This window comes from Winogradskyella sp. MIT101101, assembly GCF_047126865.1.
Classification (GTDB): Bacteria; Bacteroidota; Bacteroidia; order Flavobacteriales; family Flavobacteriaceae; genus Winogradskyella; species Winogradskyella ouciana.
Map to the genome: position 1 here is coordinate 2,723,867 of NZ_CP138982.1, position 20,334 is coordinate 2,744,200.

Below are 20,334 nucleotides of genomic sequence, written 5' to 3' on the forward strand. Positions count from 1 at the left end.
TCAAAAAATATGAGTAATAGCAACGAATTTGGAAACATCTCATTTGATTTGCCTAAGCATCAATCTAACGTTATTAAGGTGATTGGTGTTGGTGGAGGTGGTAGCAATGCCATAAATCATATGTTTCAACAAGGTATCAAAGGTGTTGATTTTGTGATTTGTAATACAGATGCACAAGCACTTCAAAATAGTGGTGTTCCAAACAAAATTCAATTAGGAGTTAACTTAACCGAAGGTTTAGGAGCTGGTGCCAACCCAGATGTTGGTGAACAAGCCGCTGTTGAAAGTTTGGAGGATATCCGCAGAATGTTAGATACCAATACCAAAATGGTGTTTATTACTGCTGGTATGGGTGGAGGTACAGGTACAGGTGCTGCACCTATCATTGCCAAGATGGCAAAAGAACTGGATATTCTTACAGTTGGTATTGTTACGATGCCGTTTCAGTTTGAAGGTAAAATGCGTAATGAACAAGCGCAGCGTGGTATTGAAAACCTACGTGGCCATGTAGATTCGTTAGTGGTAATAAACAATAATAAACTACGTGAAGTATACGGAAATCTTGGATTTAAAGCAGGATTCTCAAAAGCCGACGAGGTGTTATCTACGGCATCAAGAGGAATAGCTGAAGTTATAACACATCACTACACACAAAACATTGATTTACGTGATGCTAAAACAGTTTTAAGTAACAGTGGTACAGCCATTATGGGATCGGCTACAGCTTCTGGTCAAACTAGAGCCCAAGAAGCTATTATGAAAGCGCTGGATTCGCCATTATTAAACGATAATAAAATTACAGGTGCCAAAAACGTATTGTTGCTCATCGTTTCTGGATCACAAGAAATAACTATTGATGAGATAGGTGAAATTAATGATCATATTCAGAATGAAGCTGGTCATGGAGCAAACATCATTATGGGTGTTGGTGAAGATGAATCTCTACAGGAGTCCATTGCTGTAACTATTATTGCTACAGGTTTTAATCTAGATCAACAGAACGAGATATCAAACACTGAGACCAAAAAAGTTATTCATGCTTTAGAAGAAGATGTAGCTGAAGAGTTAGGAGTTCAAGAAAGAGATCCTGCAATCATTACACCAGATATAGTTTTAGAAGAGAAAAAAGAAGAACCAGTAGTGAAGCACTTATTGGTTGATGATGAGGAAGCTGAAAAAGAAGGGAATAACGGTATGAATATCATCCCTACTACAGATTTGCTTAGAGACATGCATGTGATTTATGATGAAGTTTTAGATTCTAAACCTCAGATGGATACAGAGCCTGAAGAATTTGTAATCACTCCTATTGAAAACAAAGCCGAAGCTATTGATATAGAACCAGAGGAAGAGCAAATTACACTAACATTTGATTTGCCATTGTCTAGCACAAAACCTGAAATAGAGGAAGAACCGGAATCTGGCGAAGAAAAAATGTTTTTTAGCTTAGATGAAGACGTAAAGGATATTAACGTTAATGAACCTGTTGAAATAATTTCTGTAACAGAGGTGAATGAAGAAGGCGAAAAGCGTTATGCCTTAGATGATTTTGAAACGTTTGAGTCTTCAATGAATACAAATACAAAAGAAGCTGAAGTAAAAGAAGAAGTTGTTTTTGAAAAGAAAACACTTCCTGTTGAAGATACAGATGAAATTACTGAGGATGAGATTGATCCTATGAACAGTCCAATTTCTGAGCTCATTAAAGCACGTGCCGATGAGCGCAGAAAGCACATGAAGGATTTTAACTATAAGTTCAATACAGCTAAAATAGATGAAATAGAAAAGGAACCTGCTTACAAAAGACAAGGTGTTAATTTAGAGGATGCACAGCATTCATCAGAAACCAACGCTTCTAGAATGTCTGTCGGTACAGATGATAACGACGATATTCAGTTAAGAAGTAACAATTCATTTTTACACGATAACGTAGATTAATAGCAGATTTAAGTTAAGTGTTTACACACTATTGTCAAAGCCCAAAAAGTTCCTCAATCTTTTGGGCTTTTTGTTTTTCTTTAGTGTTGAATTCTAAACCATGCTTATCTTTTTAGTATCTTCGCACATCTATTTAATTAAGTTAATATGAGCTTACAAAATGATATTATGGCTGCTATGAAGACAGCTATGAAAGAAAAGGATAAAGTAGCTTTAGAAGCTTTAAGAGCGGTTAAATCGGCTATTTTATTGGCTAAAACATCTTCGGGTGGTAATGAAGAACTTACCGAGGAAGAAGAGCTTAAGATTCTTCAAAAATTAGTGAAGCAACGTAAAGATAGTGCTGCTATTTATTTAGAGCAGAACAGAAAGGACTTGGCTTTGCCAGAGATTGACCAAGCAGAAGTGATTAGTCAATTTTTACCTGAGGCATTAAGTGAGGAAGAAATTGAAAAGGTCGTAGTAATGACCATTGATGACATTGGTGCAGAGGGTATGAAAGATATGGGCAAGGTGATGGGAATAGTAAATAAGGAGCTCTCAGGTAGAGCAGATGGGAAAACAATTTCAACTATTGTCAAAGCTAAGCTAATGTCATAGCACATAAAATATTGGCTGCGTAGTTCAATTGGATAGAATATCAGATTTCGGCTCTGAGGGTTAGGGGTTCGAGTCCCTTCGCAGTCACAGAAACAATTAGACCACGCTTTAAGGCGTGGTTTTTAATTTCTTTCTATATTTAACCATGATCTTACTCTACCTTCAGGAGACACAAGCGCCTTCTATGAATCCTACTTTAAAACTGATTTTTATAATCATATTTTTTGTGGGTATGGCTTCAGTCATTCTTAGCAGATTTTACATTTATTTTGAACAAGTTTATGCCTTAAAATATAAGAGGCCCTTTTTTAAAAATGCGATTGTATTTAAAAAAGAACTTAGTGTCGCCCAAATAAGACTTCTAGAAAGCGAATTTTCTTTTTATAGAAGACTGAATACAAAAGATAAGGCCATATTTAGGCATCGATTGGCCACATTTATAAAACAAAAGCAATTTATTGGTAGAGATGGTTTAGTACCTAATAATGAAATGAAGACTTTATTATCTGCTACAGCTATTATGTTAACATTCGGTTTTAGGGATTACCTTATAGAACTAATAGAAATGGTTATCATATATCCTAAAGCCTATTTCTCGGAAATAAATAAAACGTATCATAAAGGGGAAACCAATCCACTTATGAAGGCTATTGTTTTTTCTTGGGAAGACTTTAAAAAGGGTTATCATATTGGTGATGATAATTTAAATTTAGGCATCCATGAGTTTGGGCACGCCATTCATTTAAATGCTTATAGTAATAATGACGTAAGTAGTTTAATATTTAATGAAGGTTTTAAGGAACTTACCAATTATTTGCAACATCATAAAGTTGTGAGAGAAAACCTAATTGCTTCAAAATACTTTAGAGCTTATGCCTATACCAACCATTATGAGTTTTTTGCGGTTCTGTTAGAAAATTTCATTGAAACACCACAAGAATTTAAGTCGCAATTTCCTAAACTTTATAATTACATGAGGCAGATGCTCAATTTTAAATATGCAGGTTATTAAATTGCTTAAAATAAAATCTTATTTTTGAGCATTCATTATACAGGTTTACATGAAAAAAATATTGGTAACTGGAGGTGCGGGATTTGTAGGTTCTCATCTTTGCGAACGTCTGCTCAAAGAAGGTAATGAAGTCATTTGTTTAGATAATTACTTTACAGGTTCTAAACGCAACATAGAGCATTTAATGGACCACCATTATTTTGAATTGGTACGACATGATATTACCAATCCTTACATGGTAGAGGTCGATGAAATTTATAATCTGGCATGCCCAGCATCACCTGTGCATTATCAGTATAACCCAATAAAAACGGTAAAAACTTCGGTGATGGGTGCTATAAATATGTTAGGTCTCGCTAAACGTGTTAAGGCAAAGATATTACAGGCTTCAACAAGTGAAGTTTATGGAGATCCAAATGTGCACCCTCAACCAGAGAGTTATTGGGGAAATGTGAACCCTATAGGTTTACGCTCTTGTTATGATGAAGGCAAACGCTGCGCGGAAACCTTGTTTATGGATTATCACAATCAAAATAATGTTGATATAAAAATCATTAGAATTTTCAATACTTATGGACCAAGAATGCACCCTCAAGATGGTAGGGTGGTATCTAATTTTATTGTACAAGCGTTAACGGGTAAGGATATTACCATTTTTGGTGATGGTACCCAAACAAGAAGTTTTCAATATGTAGATGACCTAATTGAGGGCACTATACGTATGATGGGTTCTAGATCTGGATTTACAGGGCCAGTTAATATTGGTAACCCTGTAGAGTTTACAATGTTGCAATTAGCTAACGAAGTTGTAGAACTAACGGGCTCAAAATCTAAAATAATATATTTGCCCTTACCGCAAGACGACCCAATGCAACGTCAACCAGACATTAGCTTGGCTAGAAAAGAATTAAATAACTGGGCACCAAAAGTGCCATTGAAAGAAGGTCTTAAATATACCATCGATTATTTTGAAAAACTCTTATCAAAATAAATGGGTAAATCAAATGACTTTACCATATGTAATAAAAAAGAAAAAGCCTCATTTAATAATGAGGCTTTTTTATTATTAGTTATATAAATTTATAATGCAAAAATAACCTGTAAATGTGTTTGATAATGGTTATTGTCTAAACCACTTTCTTTATGGTTTAGAGCGAACTTTCCAATAACTTGCCCTCTAATACCTATGGTTTGTCTTCTATTTAGCCAGACTAGAACTCCTCCACCTAAATTGGCTGATACATTCGTGTTATCTATAGAGAAAAAACCTACACCTGCATTACCATAAAAATCGAGCCAATCAGCGTCTGGAAAAATATGCTTGCCAAAATAGTATTTTACATGGGTGTCAAATGATGTATAGGTATAATCTTGTTTAAGATCAGCTCCATCAATTTCGTCATCTTCTGAAAATTTATTTACAGTAAATGCTTGTTCTATTGAAAACCCTGTAGTCCAACCAACTTCAACCGCTAAGGATATAGGAATACCATTCGCCCAATCTCCTGGTCTGTAAATTGGAGATTGTGACCCCAAGCTGTTAATTGCGTTTAATCCAACACTGGCAAACCACTCGTTATCACTCTTCTGTGCGTTGGAGGATAAACTAAAAGAAACTAATATTAGTAATAAAGTTAATTTTTTCATGTTAAGTTCAATTTATTCAAAGGTAAACTTTATCAAATATAAAACAAATAATGATGTAAAGTTATTAAGGGTAAATATAATAAAATCATTAAGAATTACTTAAAAATGATTTAATACGGTTATAAATTCTTTCTTTATCGTTAATAATGGCCTTTCTATAGTCTTTATTTTTTAAAAAAAATAAGGTTCTCCCAAATAGCAATAAAGACGAGTCGATGATCTTTAGCAACGTATTCCAAAATTTATAAAAGCTAATATGAGTTAATTTGAACAGATAAAATGAGGTTAAAAAACTTTCTTTAGACTTTGTAAGAACTTTAATATCGTTAAAAAACAGCCCTGATACATTGAAGTATTTTCTGTAAATCTTATTATTATAGTCCGAGGGATTAAAATGTTTACCCCTCAATAATATTAGGGTATCGTATGCAGAACGGAAACTGATACTATTAAACCAACTACCTTTATCGTTAATTTGATAGTTAAGAATATTGTGTCTTAATAGATGAGCCCTTGATGGAATTGAGATTTTATTTTTGTACTGTTTCTTTTTGAGAATATTAGAGGTTGTAAGATAGGAGTCTTTGTAGGTAACAAATAACGTTTTATGCAACTCAACGGCACAAATGTGATGTTCTGTTTTCAACCTAGGCAAATGTTTGTGTTCAAAAAAATCAAAACCGAGCGTCTGCTCAGTGGGCGAATATGCTTTCGTTTTTAGCAAGTCAAAAGCAAGGTCTAATTGGTCTGTGGCAACAAGAATGTCAATATCGCCAATCATGCGTTCAGCAATGTCATCATAACAATCTAAAGCTAAAAGTGCTGCACCTTTCAAAAAAGCATGCTCAATATTGTGCTTATTGAACCATTCTGTAATGATATTAATTTGATCGAGAATTGCTGAGTTTCTTTCTCTGTTTAATTCAGTAATTTCTTCTAAATATTCATTTAAATCATTAGGTAGAATATGAAGAAGTTCTTTCGATTGTAATCGACAATATAAAGCTGGTAAAACAAGATGTCTACTACCTTCCGAAACTATAGCATCCCAATTAAAGGATGAATGACTGAGAAGTTGCTCTAATTCAGAATTAGAAGTTTCAAAACTCAGGATATCAGCTATGTTTTGATATGTTACGGCTAGATTACCCATTTAATTTTGAATTATATACCCAAATATAAGTATTATTAATTGCTCTTGAATTCATTAAAAATTGTCGAAAGCTCAGTAATAACAGTATCGGTGTCGCTATAGCTTAGTTGATATAAGTGGACGGTTTTTAACCAATTTAAAAATTGCTCAGCATGCAATGGGTGGTGAGATAACCAGGAATCAGGTATAAGAGTTTCTAAAATGGTCTTAATTGAAGCAGGTTCTACATTCGTTTTGGCATCAGCCTCATAATTGACTATGATTATGGCCTTACAAGGATAGTTGTCCTTTTTAGGATGATCGCATGGTAAATACCTTAGTGGGCCTTTGTTTTTATTGAAAACGGTAATAGGTAAATTCTCAAAAGCCGTTATCAAGGGTTGTAATACACTAAATGCGCCTTCCTTTATTGAAATTGCCGATGGGTTATGATAAATATGACCATCTTTAGCCAGCATTGGTGAGACATCATCAGCTAATAATTCATAACCATTTGCAGCTAATAGCGCACATAAGGTGCTTTTTCCTTTCCCAGAATTACCAATAAATAAGATGGAGTTGGTACCATCAGAGATTGTAGATCCATGAAAAGTCCCTACCCAGTCAGACTCGTCTTTATCGTGCATTACACAGAGCAATTGCATAATAAATTTACCTTGTAGTAAATGATAATCGCGTTGAGCTACAGATGTAATTAATTGCTGGTTTTTAAATAATGTTAATCGCCCACTATCTAAATAAATGTCAAAGGTGATTTGAGCGTCTATATTGTTTTTATTAACCTCGAGATGAGCTAGGGCAGGGTGAATGGTGTTTTCAACCAATTCAGTATCATAGTTAATCGTTATCGGCTTATCATTAACACTATAATACTTTGTTATATTACAGTTGCTATGGTTAAACTCAGCACTATCTTCTAAAGATGAAGTGTTACTTGCGTTGCAGCTTTCTAAATAGGTTTTAAGGTTGTTGGTAATGGTACTGAGATTAGAAACATGCTCAACAGAAGAAATTTTAGACCCAAATTCATCTAAAGAATTGGATTGCAAATAAAAATCTAAAAGGGATTTAAACTCAGATTCAACTATACTATAGTTATTGGATGTGGAGTACCACAATACCCAATACAGACCAAACAACCGTTTATATGTTGGTGCTAAGTCGTTATTCAAAATATAAAAAGAAAATTAATCGAAGGGGTTTCCTCCTGGATCTGGGGGAGAAGATGATTGTGCTTTAAGTGGATTTAAAATCACAAAAGTTCCTACAGCTGTTAATGCAGCATACTTACCCATCTTTTTAATGGCATCTTTACGTGTGATTTTATCTGTATGGTTATCTTTCTTCATGGCAGTAGCCTAAATATTTAAATCAAAAATAATAAAATAATTTATTTATAAAGCCATAATCTCAAAAGGATTATGATAAAAAAACTAACTTAAGTATAAAAAACGAGATTTTATCAAAAATACAAATTTAATACACGGCATTACAGTGAAAAAACCTCGTTTCTTTATAGTTGTATACGCAAAACTACTACGCTTGGTTTTAGTTTAATATTATTTTTTCAGTTTTACTTGTACGGTCATTAGATAATTCTACTATATAAACACCAGTACCCAATTCACTTGCAGCAATGGTCTGTAGTGTTGTAGTGGTATCTAACTGTTGAGAACGCACCAAACGCCCTTGTATATCATAAATATTGGCAATGGTATGCTCTACGAGTTGTCCCGAAATAACAATACTGCGTTGCGCCTGATTGGTATAAATCGTTAAATCATCAAAGCTATTTTCAACGGTTGATAAGGAGCTGTCAGAAAATCTTAAATAGAATCTTCCAGTCCCGATCAATTCAGTCGCTGGTGTAAGTACATAATCACCTGAACTTAGCAATGTTGATGTTGAGGCTACAGTATCATCTAAATACACTTCAACGGTACTTGGTAATGTGTTGGTTGATACACTAAAGGTGAGCTGCTCTCCTTGGTTAGCATTAACACCTAAGGCAACCGTAGTATCACCAAAATCCATATCACCTAGGGCCTGTATAATAAATGGCGTTCCGTCATTGTCTTCCACAAGAAGCGAATAGATTGAAAATGGAGGGGCAGTACCACCAAATATGGCAGCATCGTAACCTGGATCCAATCCTAAACTTGCATTCGCATTAAAATAAAAGTCCGTGACAGCGCCATCAGTTGCCGTTGTCAATTGAAGTTCTAAATTAATAAGGGAACCACCACGCCCAACAATGAAATCATCATCGGTTCCTGTGGTACGTATAGCAGGCGTAAATTCTACATCGTAAGCTACAACGTCAGCAGGATCAGCACTTACCAAAAATCCTTGGCCAGGTGCTATTACTGTGGTAGGTAGCGTAGTTGCTAAATTATAAACCGTATAACTATTGGTATTGTTATTAACATCACCATCATAGCCATAGATTGCAGCCGTATCTGGCTGAAATAAATCTATGTTTCTAACACCAGTATCAACCTCATGCTCCAAGAAGTCTCGAGCCAAGATATAAGAAGGATATGGATTACCTATTAAATTCCAGTCTGCTTGCGTAGGACCTGAGTTTACAATATTATAACTCTCGCTAACTGTTATTACTGTACCGGAAAAAGTAAGTGTAGAAGTATCGTTTGTAGCAGCTCTATACCCAAGACGAGCATCTAATACTGTAGCTGCATTTGTTGTGGTAAAGTAATTTTCGTATGCTCCTGTGGTTTTATCAAATGGTGCAAAAGCTTTTTCTGTAGCATCACCAGGATTTTCCAACAGATTAGGGTTCGCTGTAGCAAAATCACCAAAAGTTTGCCCAGAAACAGGAGGAGATATTAAATCGTTATCGCCAATAGCATTGGTGTCTCCTAATGTGGAGTTGCCATTAACATGCCTTTCGTAACTTACAGTACCCGTAATCGTACCTTCTGGTATGAGGCTAGAATAGCTTGTAGAAGTAGATTCTAGTGTTATGGTGCCATTGTTAACGATAGCATTGGTAACAGTTAGGGCATTGCCTGCAGTTATTGAGACTTGTCCACCAGTATTGACGGTTAGCGATTTAAGGGTAATTGTACCATCAATTTCTAAAGTTGCACCATTCTCAACAGTAACATCGCTACTAGACAAATCACTTTGAAGTACGAGCGTTCCTCCAGAAACTGTTGTTGTACCTGTATAAGTATTACTTCCGGAAATAGTCAATATGTTAGAGCCAACCTTACTGACATTACCAGAACCAGACATTGTACCACTTACGGAAATTTGACCACTTCCAAGATTACCAAATTCTACGGTATTAGCATTAATAAATATGTTATCCGTAAAAGTTAAACCACCAGTGGAATTAGCATGCAATTGTACTGTAGCCCCATCAATACCTATTGGAGTATTGAAGGTATGTGTTGCGCTTGAAGCATTGTAAATACCTCCCGAAGCGGATAAACCACCTCCACTGTTATTTATGGTTCTTGCTGAAGTAGCACCAGCTTCAAAATCTAGGGTGTTAACTTGATAGAACCTAACATTTGTAGTCATTGTAGTATTGCTATTATGACCTATTTTAACAAAGTTTCTAACCGTATTTCCATTATCTGGATCTCCTTGATTATTATTATCTGTTTGATAAAACCAAGGTAATTGACCATCTCCAAAATTCCCTGTAGTAACGTCACTTCTGCTGAAAACATTTTGTTGAGCTTTGACAGTGCCTCCTGTAAAAGCATATACAAATGCGATAAGCATAATTATTGAGTAATATTTTGTCATAATATAAGTAGTTTTAATTGATTTGAATATTTATTCGTAATGTTTATGATGGATAAAAATAGTGAAAAATACCCAATATTAACATATAAAAAAGTGGACTATACCAATAGCCCACTTTTCAACCGTATGAATTATTCTAAACTAAAGTATCTTAATTTAAGATCACTTTTTGTGATTTACTCGCAGTGTTATTACTGACTTTTACAACATAGACACCAGTACTTAAATCACTAATGTTAATGCGTTGTGTTCTTAATGCCGTATCTAGAGCAGTACTGAGAACTTGTCTTCCTTGAAGATCATAAATATGCGCCACGGAAGATTCTGGTAATTCTCCAGATATAACAACAGTTTTCTCAGTTCTATTGGTAAAAATGTCTATTTGGTCAAAAATAGCAGTTGGTACAGATAGTGCACTATCACCTAGTCGCAAGTAAAAACGCCCTGTGCCATTAAGATCTACAGAAGGTGTTACCGTATAGTCACTAGAGTTTAATAATGTAGAAGTGTTGGCTACGTTATCATCTAGATACACATCGATGCCATTAGGTAAAGTACTTGTATCAATGCTAAAAGTAATTTCTTCTCCTTGGTTAGAGTTAACCCCTAATGGAATGGTAACGTCTAACATATCTTCCAAACTCAAGGAATTTATGGCCATACTTCTACCTGTATTATCTTCTACCAAATGAGAATATAACAAGTGTTCAGAAGTAAAGGCATCTAAGGTGGCTGCATCAAATCCTGGGTCTAGACCTCGGGTAGAATGATCATTAAAATAAAAACTTGTTGTTTCACTGGTTGTACCATTCAATTTCAGTTTCAAGTGGTGATTTATACTATTTCTTCCTTCGATAAAATCATCATCACCTGTTGTAGTACGCATATCAGCTGGGAAGCCCGAGTTGCCCGCAAAAACAACTGTACCGGCATTACCAGAAATATCGCCTGTGTCTGCTGCCACAAAAAAGGCTTGACCAGGTGCAATGTTCAGTGTGTTATTGGATGTGCCATTAATTATAGTAAAATTACCTATAGTTTGGTCACTACCAGAGTAAGTACCACTGTTATAGCCGTATATGGCTATTGCAGTAGGGTCTAAAATAGCTCCATTGGTGCTCAACCAAGCTTGTGCATCTACATAACTGGCAAAAGGGTTACCTATTAAATTCCACTGCGAGCCTCCTGCCACAGGATTGGTGAGCATTATAGTCTGGTTGGCTTGCAAAGCATCACCTGTAAACGTCAGGGCTTCACCTGTTGTCGTGGCAACTCTATAGCCTTTGGCAACTACAAGAGCATCTGTACTATTAGAATCATAATTTTCATAATCTGGCACAGGAGCCCCATTGTTGTAAGGGCCAAATGCATAAGTGGTAGCTATGGTTGTTTGTGAGGCTAATTTAGTAGCATTAGTTGGACTTCCAAGCGTTAAAAACGTATCAAAAGTCAACCCTCCAGAAGGAAATAAAGGCAAGGAAATTAAATCGTTGCCACCTGTACCAGTAGCACCTGTACCTACTTCATTTACAAAACGATCATAGGCAATACTACTATTTATTGAACCGTCCGATATTAAACTTGAAAAACTAGATGATGTAGATCTAAGCGTTACGTTAGAAGCATTAAGTGTACCTCCTGAAGATACAATTAAGTTGGCCCCAGGATTGGTAGTTACAGAATTTACCGTAATACTAGAGCCGATGGTGGCAATATTATTGACACTTAAAATCACAATATCATCACCTGCTCCAGGAACGCTGCCGCTGCCCCAATTGGCACTGTTACTCCAATCGGTGTCGACAAAACCTTTCCATGTTGGCGTAGAAAAAGCAACGCCTGCTCTATTGTGTAAGCCTGGTGAAGCTGCAACAGGATTGGCGTCAATACTTAGGTGTTGTACAAAACCGCCAAATAAATCTTCGCTACGACCCAAGGATTGGTCATCACCACCTTCTGAGCCATAAGTGTAGCTGGCAATAACGTTGCTACTTGTATCCTCTAATGTAACGGTATCTCCTCCATTGTTGAGCTGCAAAGCACCAGTTGATGCTATTTCAGAAGCTCCGCTGATTCCTGTTGGTGTTCCACCGCCAAAAACGACTACAGAGCCTCCGGCAGGTAAAACGATACTTCCAAAAACATGCTTTACACCAAGTGCGTCCGATAGAGTATATCCTGTTATATCAACTGCTGTTATATCATTATTTACTAATTCAACAAATTCGTCTTCTGTGGCATCATCAAATCCATCTCCATTGGCATCAGTGCCGTTAGGATCTGCTAATATTTCATTAATGACAATGTTTGGTAATGGAGGGGTGTCATCATCAAGTATCGTTACCGTATGCGTCGCCTGAGAAATCACCAAGCCAGTGACAGAACTGGTCTCCGTAATAGTCAGCTCTACCGTTTCATCATCAAAATCGGCATCAGCATTAATATCTATAGTAATATTTTGGGTACCATCCGCAGTAAACGACAAAGACGTTGGTGAGGTAAAAGTATAATCACCAGCTTCAGCTGTACCTCCGGTCACATTGACATCGATATCAATTTGATTACCATCGTAATTGCTTACAGTGATAGGTATGTTTGAGCTTGTAAACGTAGTATTGGTTTCATTTTCTGTGCTTGTAGGGGAATCAAAACCAATAGATGGATTAGCTGAAGGTGCGGAAGGTGCGTTTCCAAATCCAGCAAGCCCAGCGGGTAAAGTTGCAGGTGTTGTACTAACGGTTGAAAATCTTGTACTAGGGTCAGTAAATCCACCTGTATTCCCTGTTGTTACGCTATTTAAGAGTTCAATATTTTGATTGGCAGTGGAGACACCAGAACCTGACCATGCAGAACCTGGATCAGTTCCGCAAGTGCCAAACATATCTATCAATGTGCCACCTAGGCGAACTTCAAGTGCGTCATCTCCATTAAATCCAAAATTATATGTTGTGGTTCCGCTTACATCAGAGCCATTTGTTGTTACATATGAGATTATGTCAGATGTACCTATTATCCATACTTCTCCAGCAACCAGAGTTCCTGATGTAGTATTTGTGCTAGCTATTGCTGAACAAGCTCCACCATTTGTTCCTTGTGAAATCTGGAGATTATTACTACCAGAAAATATTATATCCGACCCAGTATTATTCCAAATCTCTATTCCTTTAGGGGTAGTGCCAGAATTGGTTTCTACGTATTGGCTAATAATCTGCCCAAAACCAAAGCTAGTAAATAAAATGGCAACTAAAAAAGTGTAAAAATGTCTCATGTGTGTTCTAAATATTTATTGTTTTACTATAACAAAAAATATTCAGTTAAGGATATGAGTGTAGAAAAGGGAAAACAAATATAGTAAAACTTAAGATTTATATATGATTAATATATTAACAAACGGTTAATCCATAAATTGGATACAATTAATAAGCTTAGGTCACTTTTTGTGTTTTTATATTAAAAAAGTTTTAATAAGGTATATTGAGTGTGTTGAGGAATACTCAAATCATACATTTAAATAAGTTTTTTAATAATGTTTTCTTAATGATAATTTAAGGATTTGATTAGCTTTGCCATTTACTAACAACTTTTTTGATTTTTCCGAAAATATATGATTACAGTCACAAAGCCGTTTTTCCCACCTATAGAAGATTACCAGAAATATATTGTTAAAATTTGGGAAAATCAGTGGCTTACAAACCGAGGAAATTTGGTTGTTGAACTTGAGGATAAATTGAAATCCTACTTGGGTATCAATAATGTAATTGTGATGACTAATGGTACTTTGCCATTGCATATTGCGTTGAGCGCACTTGCAAAAGGAGGCGAAGTTATTACGACTCCTTTTTCTTACGTGGCAACTACATCATCCATTGTTTGGGAAAAATGTACACCTATTTTTGTGGATATTCACCCAGAATATTTAACTATTGATGAAACTAAGATTGAAGCTGCTATAACCCCTAGAACAACGACGATACTGGCAACACATGTTTATGGCAATCCTTGTAATGTTGAGATCATTGAAGAAATAGCAAAAAAACATAATCTTAAAGTTATTTATGATGCAGCGCATTGTTTTGGGGTAACCTATAAAGGGACTTCTGTTTTTAACTATGGGGACGTAAGCACATGTAGTTTTCATGCTACAAAATTGTTTCATACCGCAGAAGGTGGAGCGGTGTTCTCTCAAGATGAAGAATTGCACAATCAGATGTTTTTTGGACATAATTTTGGACATAATGGGCCGCATGAATATTTTGGTATTGGCACCAATGCTAAAATTAGCGAGCTTCAGTCCGCAATGGGATTGAGTGTTTTACCCTATATGAGCGATATTCTTGATTCTAGAAGAAGAATATGTGAGTTGTACGATTCATTTTTTGATAATGAAAACTTCACCAAGCTTAAGATTAGAGAGGAAACGAAATGGAACTATTGTTATTACCCACTTATTTTTAAATCTGAAAAAAAACTATTGCAAACGCAGCAGGTTTTAAATGAAAATAACATTTTTCCTAGACGATATTTTTATCCATCTTTGGCAAATCTGCCTTATGTAGAGCAAAAAAGCTTAACTATTACTGATGACATATCTAGCCGCATATTATGTTTACCATTATATTATGACTTAACTCTAGAGGATGTTGAAGTAATAAGTAAATTGATTTTAAATGTAAATAGTTAATAGCACGTATATTAATCTATAATGATGATTTCAAATAACTCAGAGCTCAAAAAGGTTATTGCAATAATGCAACCTTATTTTTTACCGTATATAGGTTATTTTCAACTGATCAATTCTGTAGATACATTTGTGGTGTATGATGATATAGAGTACACAAAAAAAGGATGGATCAATAGAAATAGAATATTGGTTAATGGAAAACCACAATATATTTCACTTGCTATTAAGAAAGATTCTGATTATTTAAATGTTAATGAGAGATATTTGGCAGATTCTTGGTCGAAGGACAAAACCAAAATCCTTAACAAGGTAAAAGGGCTATATAGAAAAGCACCTTATTATAAGGAGACCATGCCAATAATTGAAACCATAATAAATTTTGAGGAAAGTAATTTGTTTGGTTTCATTTATAATTCTATAAAAGTTTTATGCGAACATTTGGAAATAGATACGGAGTTGATAAATTCATCTGAATTAGACTATGATCCTAGTTTAAAAAGCCAAGATAAAGTTTTGAATATTTGTGAGGTTACAAAGGCCAATGTTTATCATAATTCAATAGGAGGAATGGAATTATATGATAAAGAGTCATTTTCGAAAAAAAACATAAACTTAAAGTTTGTGGAGAGCAAAATAAATACATACAAGCAGTTTAATGAAGACTTTGTTCCTGGATTGTCGATCTTGGATGTATTGATGTTTAATGATAAAACAGAAGTAAAAAACTGGTTAAATAATTACAGATTAATATGAAGTGGAAGAAATTAGGTCAGGTTTTTGACCCTACCACATGGAATGATGGTATGGATAGGGATTGGATGAAGAGCCATTCGCAATGTACAAGTGCACTTGTCTTTGATGATTTTGTGAGAATTTATTTTTCTAGCCGTTATGATAAAGATAAAGATGGTCAGGCAACCTCTGTAACTACATTTTTAGATGTAGAGCGTACCAATCTTAAAAAAATTATACGAGTATCGGATCGTCCAGTTTTAGAACTTGGGGAACTAGGTCAATTTGACGAAAATGCCATTTACCCAACATCTGTAATTCGTCATAACGGTAAGGTGCTACTGTATTATGCAGGTTGGTCTCGTTGCAAGTCAGTACCATTTAATACTTCGGTAGGTTTAGCTATAAGCGATAACGACGGAGTTACCTTTAAACGTTATGCCAAAGGGCCTATTTTACCGGCTGGTCCTTTTGAACCATTTGTTATTAGTGGTCCAAAAGTTAGAAAGTTTGATGGTAAATTCTTTATGTATTATCTGGCAGGAAGCAGATGGATAAAGACTGATGGTTTACCAGAGATTGTTTACAAAAACCGTATGGCAACCTCTGACGACGGGATTAATTGGAATCGTGAAAACAGAAATATCATTGCCGATATATATGACGAAAACGAATGTCAAGCTGGTCCAGATGTATTCAAATATAAAGACAAATACCACATGTACTTTGTGTATAGACAAGGCTTAAATTTTAGAACTGCTGAAAACAGAGGCTATAAAATAGGCTATGCGACCTCAAAAGATAAGTTTAATTGGGAAAGGGATGACGCCAATGTCGGTATTCATTACAGTGAAAATGGTTGGGACAGTAAAATGCACCATTATCCACATGTTTTTGAGTTGGACGGCAAATATTATATGATATATAACGGTAACGATTTTGGAAGATACGGCTTTGGACTAGCGGTTTTAGAAGATGATTAGTTATAAGTTCAATAGGGCAACAAAAGAACAGATTGAGATTCATCTGCAAATAGCTTCTGAGGAGTTCAGTCCACCATTGAGTACTTATGTCAGTATTACCGAATATGCATCAAAGATTAGGGCAAAAAGTAACACCTTCGAGGCATGGGATAGCAATGATTTAATTGGTTTAATTGCTGCTTATGACAACAAAAATTTAAAATCAGCTTACATAACTAACGTAAGTTTACACAAACCATATAAGAAACAAGGAATAGCAAAGGCTTTGTTAAATAAATGCATTAATCACTGTAAGAGCTTAAAGATTGAGAAGATTGATTTAGAAGTATATAAATCTAATCAAAATGCAGTTAATTTTTATAAAAAGCATAATTTTAGCATCACAGAGACTAGAAAAAAAACACTCATTATGACTTTAAAAACCAAAAGAGATTATAACAAGGAGTTTAGGGATACAGACGATCATAAATACGCTTATAATTTTGATTTTGATGTAATGCATCATTATATGATAGAATCTTTTAAGCCATTTTTTAATGAAGGTAATATCCTGGAGCTTGGAAGCTTTAAGGGCGATTTTACAAAGAGATTAATACCGCATTTTGATGATATTACTTGCGTTGAAGCTTCTGATGAAGCTATAGAAATTGCTAAAAAAACTTTGGGGGATGATATAAATTATATAAATGCGCTCTTTGAGGAAGTAACGTTGCCAAAAAAATACGATAATATTATTTTAACCCATGTCTTAGAGCATTTGGATGCGCCTGTTGACGTATTAAAGCGCATAAATGACGAGTGGCTAAGCGATAATGGGCGATTTTTCTTAGTATGCCCAAATGCCAATGCACCATCAAGACAAATCGCAGTTAAAATGGGTATTATTTCACATAACTCTGCTGTAACTCCTGCGGAAAAAGAACATGGGCATCATATAACCTATACTCTGGATACTTTAGAAAGGGATGCTAAAGCAGCAGGCTTAAAAGTTGTGCACAGGTCAGGGATTTTCTTTAAAGCATTGGCAAACTTTCAGTGGGATAGGTTGTTAGAAACGGATATTATTTCAAAAGAATACCTTGAAGGCTGCTTTCAACTAGGACAACAATACCCAGATTTATGCTCTAGTATATTTTTAATGTGTGAAAAAGGTTAAACACTATATCCAGATATCATTTTGATTAAAAACATCTATTACATATCTCCTCGCGATATGAGAAAAAATAGATCCGATGCGGTGCATATAATGATGTGCTGTAGTGCTCTAGCCAAACATAATACTAATGTAGTCTTAGTCACGCCTAAAGTTAAGCGTAATGGCTATAATGTTAAGTTTTCAGAAATATTTGATTTGTATGGTTTAGAGCAAACGTTTAACATTAAAGAATTGCCTACTCGGATTAATGAAAAAACCCAGGGGAGTTTGAAATTTTGGACAATCACAATTCAAAAATTGATACACTTTTTTGGTTTCTTTTGGAGTAATAAAAGGACATTTTCCAATGATGAAACCATCATTTATAGTCAATGCTACATTTCCGCTGTCCCTTATATTTTACTAAGAAAAGTTGGATTAGTGTCATCAAAAATAGTGTTTACTGCTGCTTCAATTAAACCTAAATCATATTTACATAAATTTGTCATTAGAAATTCTGACCTTATAATAGCAGGACTAAAATATACCGTTTCAGATATTATAAAGCATACAGGCGTTAATAAAGAAAAATTTGCCGATACACCATTAGTCTTTCTGTCTAACTCAATGCGAGGAAAAGAAGAGCTTAGTAAGCAAGATTGCCGTAGGGAACTGAAGTTTATAGACGATAAAAAGTACATTTTGTATGCAGGCAAAACAGGTGTAGGTAAGAAGAGTGTTGAATATTTTTTGGAGTGCGCAAAAAACTTAGAGGAATTTAATTTTGTACTGGTTGGTGCCAACGAAAATACAATGCGGTATTATCAGCGTGTAATAAAAGAGGACAACTTAAACAACCTAACCGTTGTTCCTTTTCTGCCTTTGCCAGAATATTATAAATATGTGAAAGCAGCGGATTTGTTGGTTGACTATTACGAAGCCACTTACTACAACAAATTCTATTTAGGTCCAGGAAAATCAAGCTCATATTTTAATAGTAAAAACCCAGTGTTGTTTTCGGATCTTCCATCCTTACGTCATTTATTTCCAGAAGAAATTGTGTTTTTTGTTGAACCAGACAATCCTAAGCTTTTAATAAAAAAGGTAAAAGAAATTTTGCAGGACGAAGAAAAAATGAACCTAAAATCCGAACTTGCATACAACTATGCACAAAAGCATAGTTTTGAATATACCATGGGCAAAATACTTAATTTTTGCCAATCAAAGTTGCATGGCACTAGTTAAATCAAAAATCATAAAAGGGGGATTCTACCTCACTATCGTCAATTTACTCTCTCAATTGTTGGCTATTGTAGTCAATATTGTTCTTGCGCGTTTACTATTGCCAGAAGATTTTGGTTTAGTGGCATTGACGATGACCTTTATTGGTTTTATCACATTATTTACTAATATGGGTTTTGGGTCTTCCATAATTCATCAAAGTGATACGAGCCAAGAGCAATTATCATCCATTTATTGGTTGAATTTTGGCTTATCCATTACATCATTTTTAATTGTAATTTCCACGGCTCATTTAGCGGCAGATTTTTATGATGAAGAAAGACTAACTTCTATTGTTCACATAGCTGCACTTAGCATTTTACTCAATCCAATATTTATAATCCATTACAAACTCCTAGAGAGGGATTTAGAATTTAAGACCATTAGTAGAATTAACCTCACTGGTACAGTGATAGGTTCTTTGGCAGCTATTGCTGGCGCATTTTTAGGTTTTGGAGTGTACGCACTATTGTTGCAACCTTTGGTATCTTCTGCCGTAAGACTGATTTTTGTATTGATTTGTAAAAAATGGAAACCATCAATTCATTTTAATTTCAAGGAAATAAAAGGCATGGTTTGGTATTCTATGAGGTTTAAGGCATCAAATATGGCTTTGTACTTTGAGAGAAATATAGACTACTTAATTTTAGGTAAGTTTTTTACTAGCGTTATTTTGGGTTATTATGCATTTGCCTATAACATAATGTACACACCTGTAAAGCGTATTTCGTATATTTTCAGTGAAGTTTTGTTCCCTTCATTTTCATCTTTTAAAGAAGACAAGATAAAGATCATTAATGGGTATTTTAAATCGGTGACCTTAGTGGCTATGGTTTCTGTGCCTGCAATGGCTATATTGGCCTTTAATGCGGAGTTGGTTATACAAACTGTGTTCGGAAACAAATGGAACGAGGCTATACCTATTGTAAGAATTTTATGTTTTGCAGGAGCCATTCAATCCATTAGCCAATTTGGAGGTGTTGTTTTTGCCAGTATAGGCAAACCAGAAGTAGAGTTATATGTATCTATAGGTAGAACAATTTTAACGATATTGGCTATTGTAATTGGTGTACAGTATGGTATATTATGGGTTGCTTATTTGTTGGTAGTTGCAAAGGCACTATCTTACCTACTGTTTTTGATTGTGCTTAATCATCATATTCCGTTTTCGATAAAACGATTATTGCAGAGCCTAAAAGGACCTATGGTATCATTGGTGCTACTCAGTACCATATATTTACTGTATTATTTTAAGTACTTAAAAATAGAAGCTTTGTTGCTTTTGGTAATTATGCTAATTGTAGCTACAGTGATTTTATTTATATTCCATAGGCAAACGATTACAAATGTTTTAAATATTATCAAGGAAAAACAGATTGATGGATAGTGGCT

16 protein-coding genes and 1 tRNA gene are annotated in these 20,334 nt (G+C 35.0%); 11 read left to right on the forward strand and 6 right to left on the reverse strand.

The features are described 5' to 3' along the window. The first annotated feature begins 9 nt into the window (after nucleotides 1-9). The 5 genes from ftsZ (at nucleotide 10) to SIB89_RS12255 (ending at nucleotide 4,541) form a co-directional block, all read left to right on the forward strand. A complete protein-coding gene (gene ftsZ / locus SIB89_RS12235; protein WP_273291845.1) occupies nucleotides 10-1,938 on the forward strand; it encodes a cell division protein FtsZ in 1,929 nt (642 codons plus the stop codon). A 147-nt stretch (nucleotides 1,939-2,085) separates the two neighbouring features. Further along, nucleotides 2,086-2,538, forward strand: a complete 453-nt coding sequence (locus SIB89_RS12240; RefSeq protein WP_273291843.1) for a GatB/YqeY domain-containing protein — start codon at nucleotides 2,086-2,088, stop codon at nucleotides 2,536-2,538. Between the two features lie 13 nt (nucleotides 2,539-2,551). Beyond that, a tRNA-Arg gene (locus SIB89_RS12245) sits at nucleotides 2,552-2,625 on the forward strand. A gap of 58 nt (nucleotides 2,626-2,683) precedes the next feature. Then, on the forward strand, nucleotides 2,684-3,550 hold the full coding sequence (locus SIB89_RS12250) for a zinc-dependent peptidase (RefSeq protein WP_412560001.1): 867 nt from the start codon (nucleotides 2,684-2,686) through the stop codon (nucleotides 3,548-3,550). Between the two features lie 49 nt (nucleotides 3,551-3,599). Then, entirely contained in the window at nucleotides 3,600-4,541 is a 942-nt protein-coding gene (locus SIB89_RS12255; protein ID WP_412560002.1) for a UDP-glucuronic acid decarboxylase family protein, read from the forward strand. Nucleotides 4,542-4,630: 89 nt separating this feature from the next. On the opposite strand, the gene SIB89_RS12260 is transcribed toward SIB89_RS12255, so the two are convergent. From SIB89_RS12260 to SIB89_RS12285, 6 genes are all read right to left on the reverse strand, one after another. Next, complete coding sequence (locus tag SIB89_RS12260) at nucleotides 4,631-5,197, reverse strand: hypothetical protein (protein WP_155088346.1); 567 nt, start codon at nucleotides 5,195-5,197, stop codon at nucleotides 4,631-4,633. 88 nt (nucleotides 5,198-5,285) lie between these two features. Continuing rightward, nucleotides 5,286-6,350 (reverse strand): nucleotidyltransferase family protein, encoded by a 1,065-nt coding sequence (locus tag SIB89_RS12265; protein WP_412560003.1) that lies wholly within the window; start codon nucleotides 6,348-6,350, stop codon nucleotides 5,286-5,288. A 35-nt stretch (nucleotides 6,351-6,385) separates the two neighbouring features. Next, nucleotides 6,386-7,522, reverse strand: a complete 1,137-nt coding sequence (locus tag SIB89_RS12270) for a hypothetical protein (protein WP_412560004.1) — start codon at nucleotides 7,520-7,522, stop codon at nucleotides 6,386-6,388. Nucleotides 7,523-7,537: 15 nt separating this feature from the next. Then, nucleotides 7,538-7,699, reverse strand: a complete 162-nt coding sequence (locus tag SIB89_RS12275) for a hypothetical protein (RefSeq protein WP_202913882.1) — start codon at nucleotides 7,697-7,699, stop codon at nucleotides 7,538-7,540. 199 nt (nucleotides 7,700-7,898) lie between these two features. Further along, nucleotides 7,899-10,130 carry a T9SS type A sorting domain-containing protein gene (locus SIB89_RS12280; protein WP_412560005.1) on the reverse strand — a complete coding sequence of 744 codons (2,232 nt, stop codon included), beginning with the start codon at nucleotides 10,128-10,130 and terminating at the stop codon, nucleotides 7,899-7,901. Between the two features lie 151 nt (nucleotides 10,131-10,281). Then, the gene (locus SIB89_RS12285; protein ID WP_412560006.1) at nucleotides 10,282-13,398 is read right to left on the reverse strand and encodes a lamin tail domain-containing protein; all 3,117 of its coding nucleotides are present in this window, start codon (nucleotides 13,396-13,398) and stop codon (nucleotides 10,282-10,284) included. Between the two features lie 336 nt (nucleotides 13,399-13,734). Between SIB89_RS12285 and SIB89_RS12290 the strand changes: the two genes are divergently transcribed. From SIB89_RS12290 to SIB89_RS12315, 6 genes are read left to right on the forward strand one after another with little or no spacing between them, the layout of a single operon-like run. Then, on the forward strand, nucleotides 13,735-14,811 hold the full coding sequence (locus SIB89_RS12290; RefSeq protein WP_412560007.1) for a DegT/DnrJ/EryC1/StrS family aminotransferase: 1,077 nt from the start codon (nucleotides 13,735-13,737) through the stop codon (nucleotides 14,809-14,811). A gap of 21 nt (nucleotides 14,812-14,832) precedes the next feature. After that, complete coding sequence (locus SIB89_RS12295) at nucleotides 14,833-15,564, forward strand: WbqC family protein (protein WP_412560008.1); 732 nt, start codon at nucleotides 14,833-14,835, stop codon at nucleotides 15,562-15,564. Continuing rightward, nucleotides 15,561-16,526 carry a hypothetical protein gene (locus tag SIB89_RS12300; protein WP_412560009.1) on the forward strand — a complete coding sequence of 322 codons (966 nt, stop codon included), beginning with the start codon at nucleotides 15,561-15,563 and terminating at the stop codon, nucleotides 16,524-16,526. Before SIB89_RS12295 ends, SIB89_RS12300 begins: the two co-directional genes overlap by 4 nt. Further along, the gene (locus SIB89_RS12305) at nucleotides 16,519-17,682 is read left to right on the forward strand and encodes a GNAT family N-acetyltransferase (RefSeq protein WP_412560010.1); all 1,164 of its coding nucleotides are present in this window, start codon (nucleotides 16,519-16,521) and stop codon (nucleotides 17,680-17,682) included. The genes SIB89_RS12300 and SIB89_RS12305 overlap by 8 nt, the downstream gene beginning before the upstream one ends. Before the next feature lie 57 nt (nucleotides 17,683-17,739). Continuing rightward, nucleotides 17,740-18,906 (forward strand): glycosyltransferase, encoded by a 1,167-nt coding sequence (locus SIB89_RS12310; protein WP_412560011.1) that lies wholly within the window; start codon nucleotides 17,740-17,742, stop codon nucleotides 18,904-18,906. Continuing rightward, nucleotides 18,893-20,329, forward strand: a complete 1,437-nt coding sequence (locus SIB89_RS12315; RefSeq protein ID WP_412560012.1) for a lipopolysaccharide biosynthesis protein — start codon at nucleotides 18,893-18,895, stop codon at nucleotides 20,327-20,329. Before SIB89_RS12310 ends, SIB89_RS12315 begins: the two co-directional genes overlap by 14 nt. The last annotated feature ends 5 nt before the right edge of the window (nucleotides 20,330-20,334 follow it).

Bases quoted from the DNA above. Each gene is read 5' to 3' on its own strand.
- SIB89_RS12300 (WP_412560009.1), top strand. From the start codon at position 15,561: ATGAAGTGGAAGAAATTAGGTCAGGTTTTTGACCCTACCACATGGAAT.
- SIB89_RS12285 (WP_412560006.1), bottom strand. From the start codon at position 13,398: ATGAGACATTTTTACACTTTTTTAGTTGCCATTTTATTTACTAGCTTT.
- SIB89_RS12240 (WP_273291843.1), top strand. From the start codon at position 2,086: ATGAGCTTACAAAATGATATTATGGCTGCTATGAAGACAGCTATGAAA.
- SIB89_RS12310 (WP_412560011.1), top strand. From the start codon at position 17,740: ATGAGAAAAAATAGATCCGATGCGGTGCATATAATGATGTGCTGTAGT.
- SIB89_RS12250 (WP_412560001.1), top strand. From the start codon at position 2,684: ATGATCTTACTCTACCTTCAGGAGACACAAGCGCCTTCTATGAATCCT.
- SIB89_RS12290 (WP_412560007.1), top strand. From the start codon at position 13,735: ATGATTACAGTCACAAAGCCGTTTTTCCCACCTATAGAAGATTACCAG.
- SIB89_RS12280 (WP_412560005.1), bottom strand. From the start codon at position 10,130: ATGACAAAATATTACTCAATAATTATGCTTATCGCATTTGTATATGCT.
- SIB89_RS12305 (WP_412560010.1), top strand. From the start codon at position 16,519: ATGATTAGTTATAAGTTCAATAGGGCAACAAAAGAACAGATTGAGATT.
- SIB89_RS12275 (WP_202913882.1), bottom strand. From the start codon at position 7,699: ATGAAGAAAGATAACCATACAGATAAAATCACACGTAAAGATGCCATT.
- SIB89_RS12315 (WP_412560012.1), top strand. From the start codon at position 18,893: ATGGCACTAGTTAAATCAAAAATCATAAAAGGGGGATTCTACCTCACT.
- SIB89_RS12260 (WP_155088346.1), bottom strand. From the start codon at position 5,197: ATGAAAAAATTAACTTTATTACTAATATTAGTTTCTTTTAGTTTATCC.
- SIB89_RS12255 (WP_412560002.1), top strand. From the start codon at position 3,600: ATGAAAAAAATATTGGTAACTGGAGGTGCGGGATTTGTAGGTTCTCAT.
- SIB89_RS12265 (WP_412560003.1), bottom strand. From the start codon at position 6,350: ATGGGTAATCTAGCCGTAACATATCAAAACATAGCTGATATCCTGAGT.
- SIB89_RS12295 (WP_412560008.1), top strand. From the start codon at position 14,833: ATGATGATTTCAAATAACTCAGAGCTCAAAAAGGTTATTGCAATAATG.
- ftsZ (WP_273291845.1), top strand. From the start codon at position 10: ATGAGTAATAGCAACGAATTTGGAAACATCTCATTTGATTTGCCTAAG.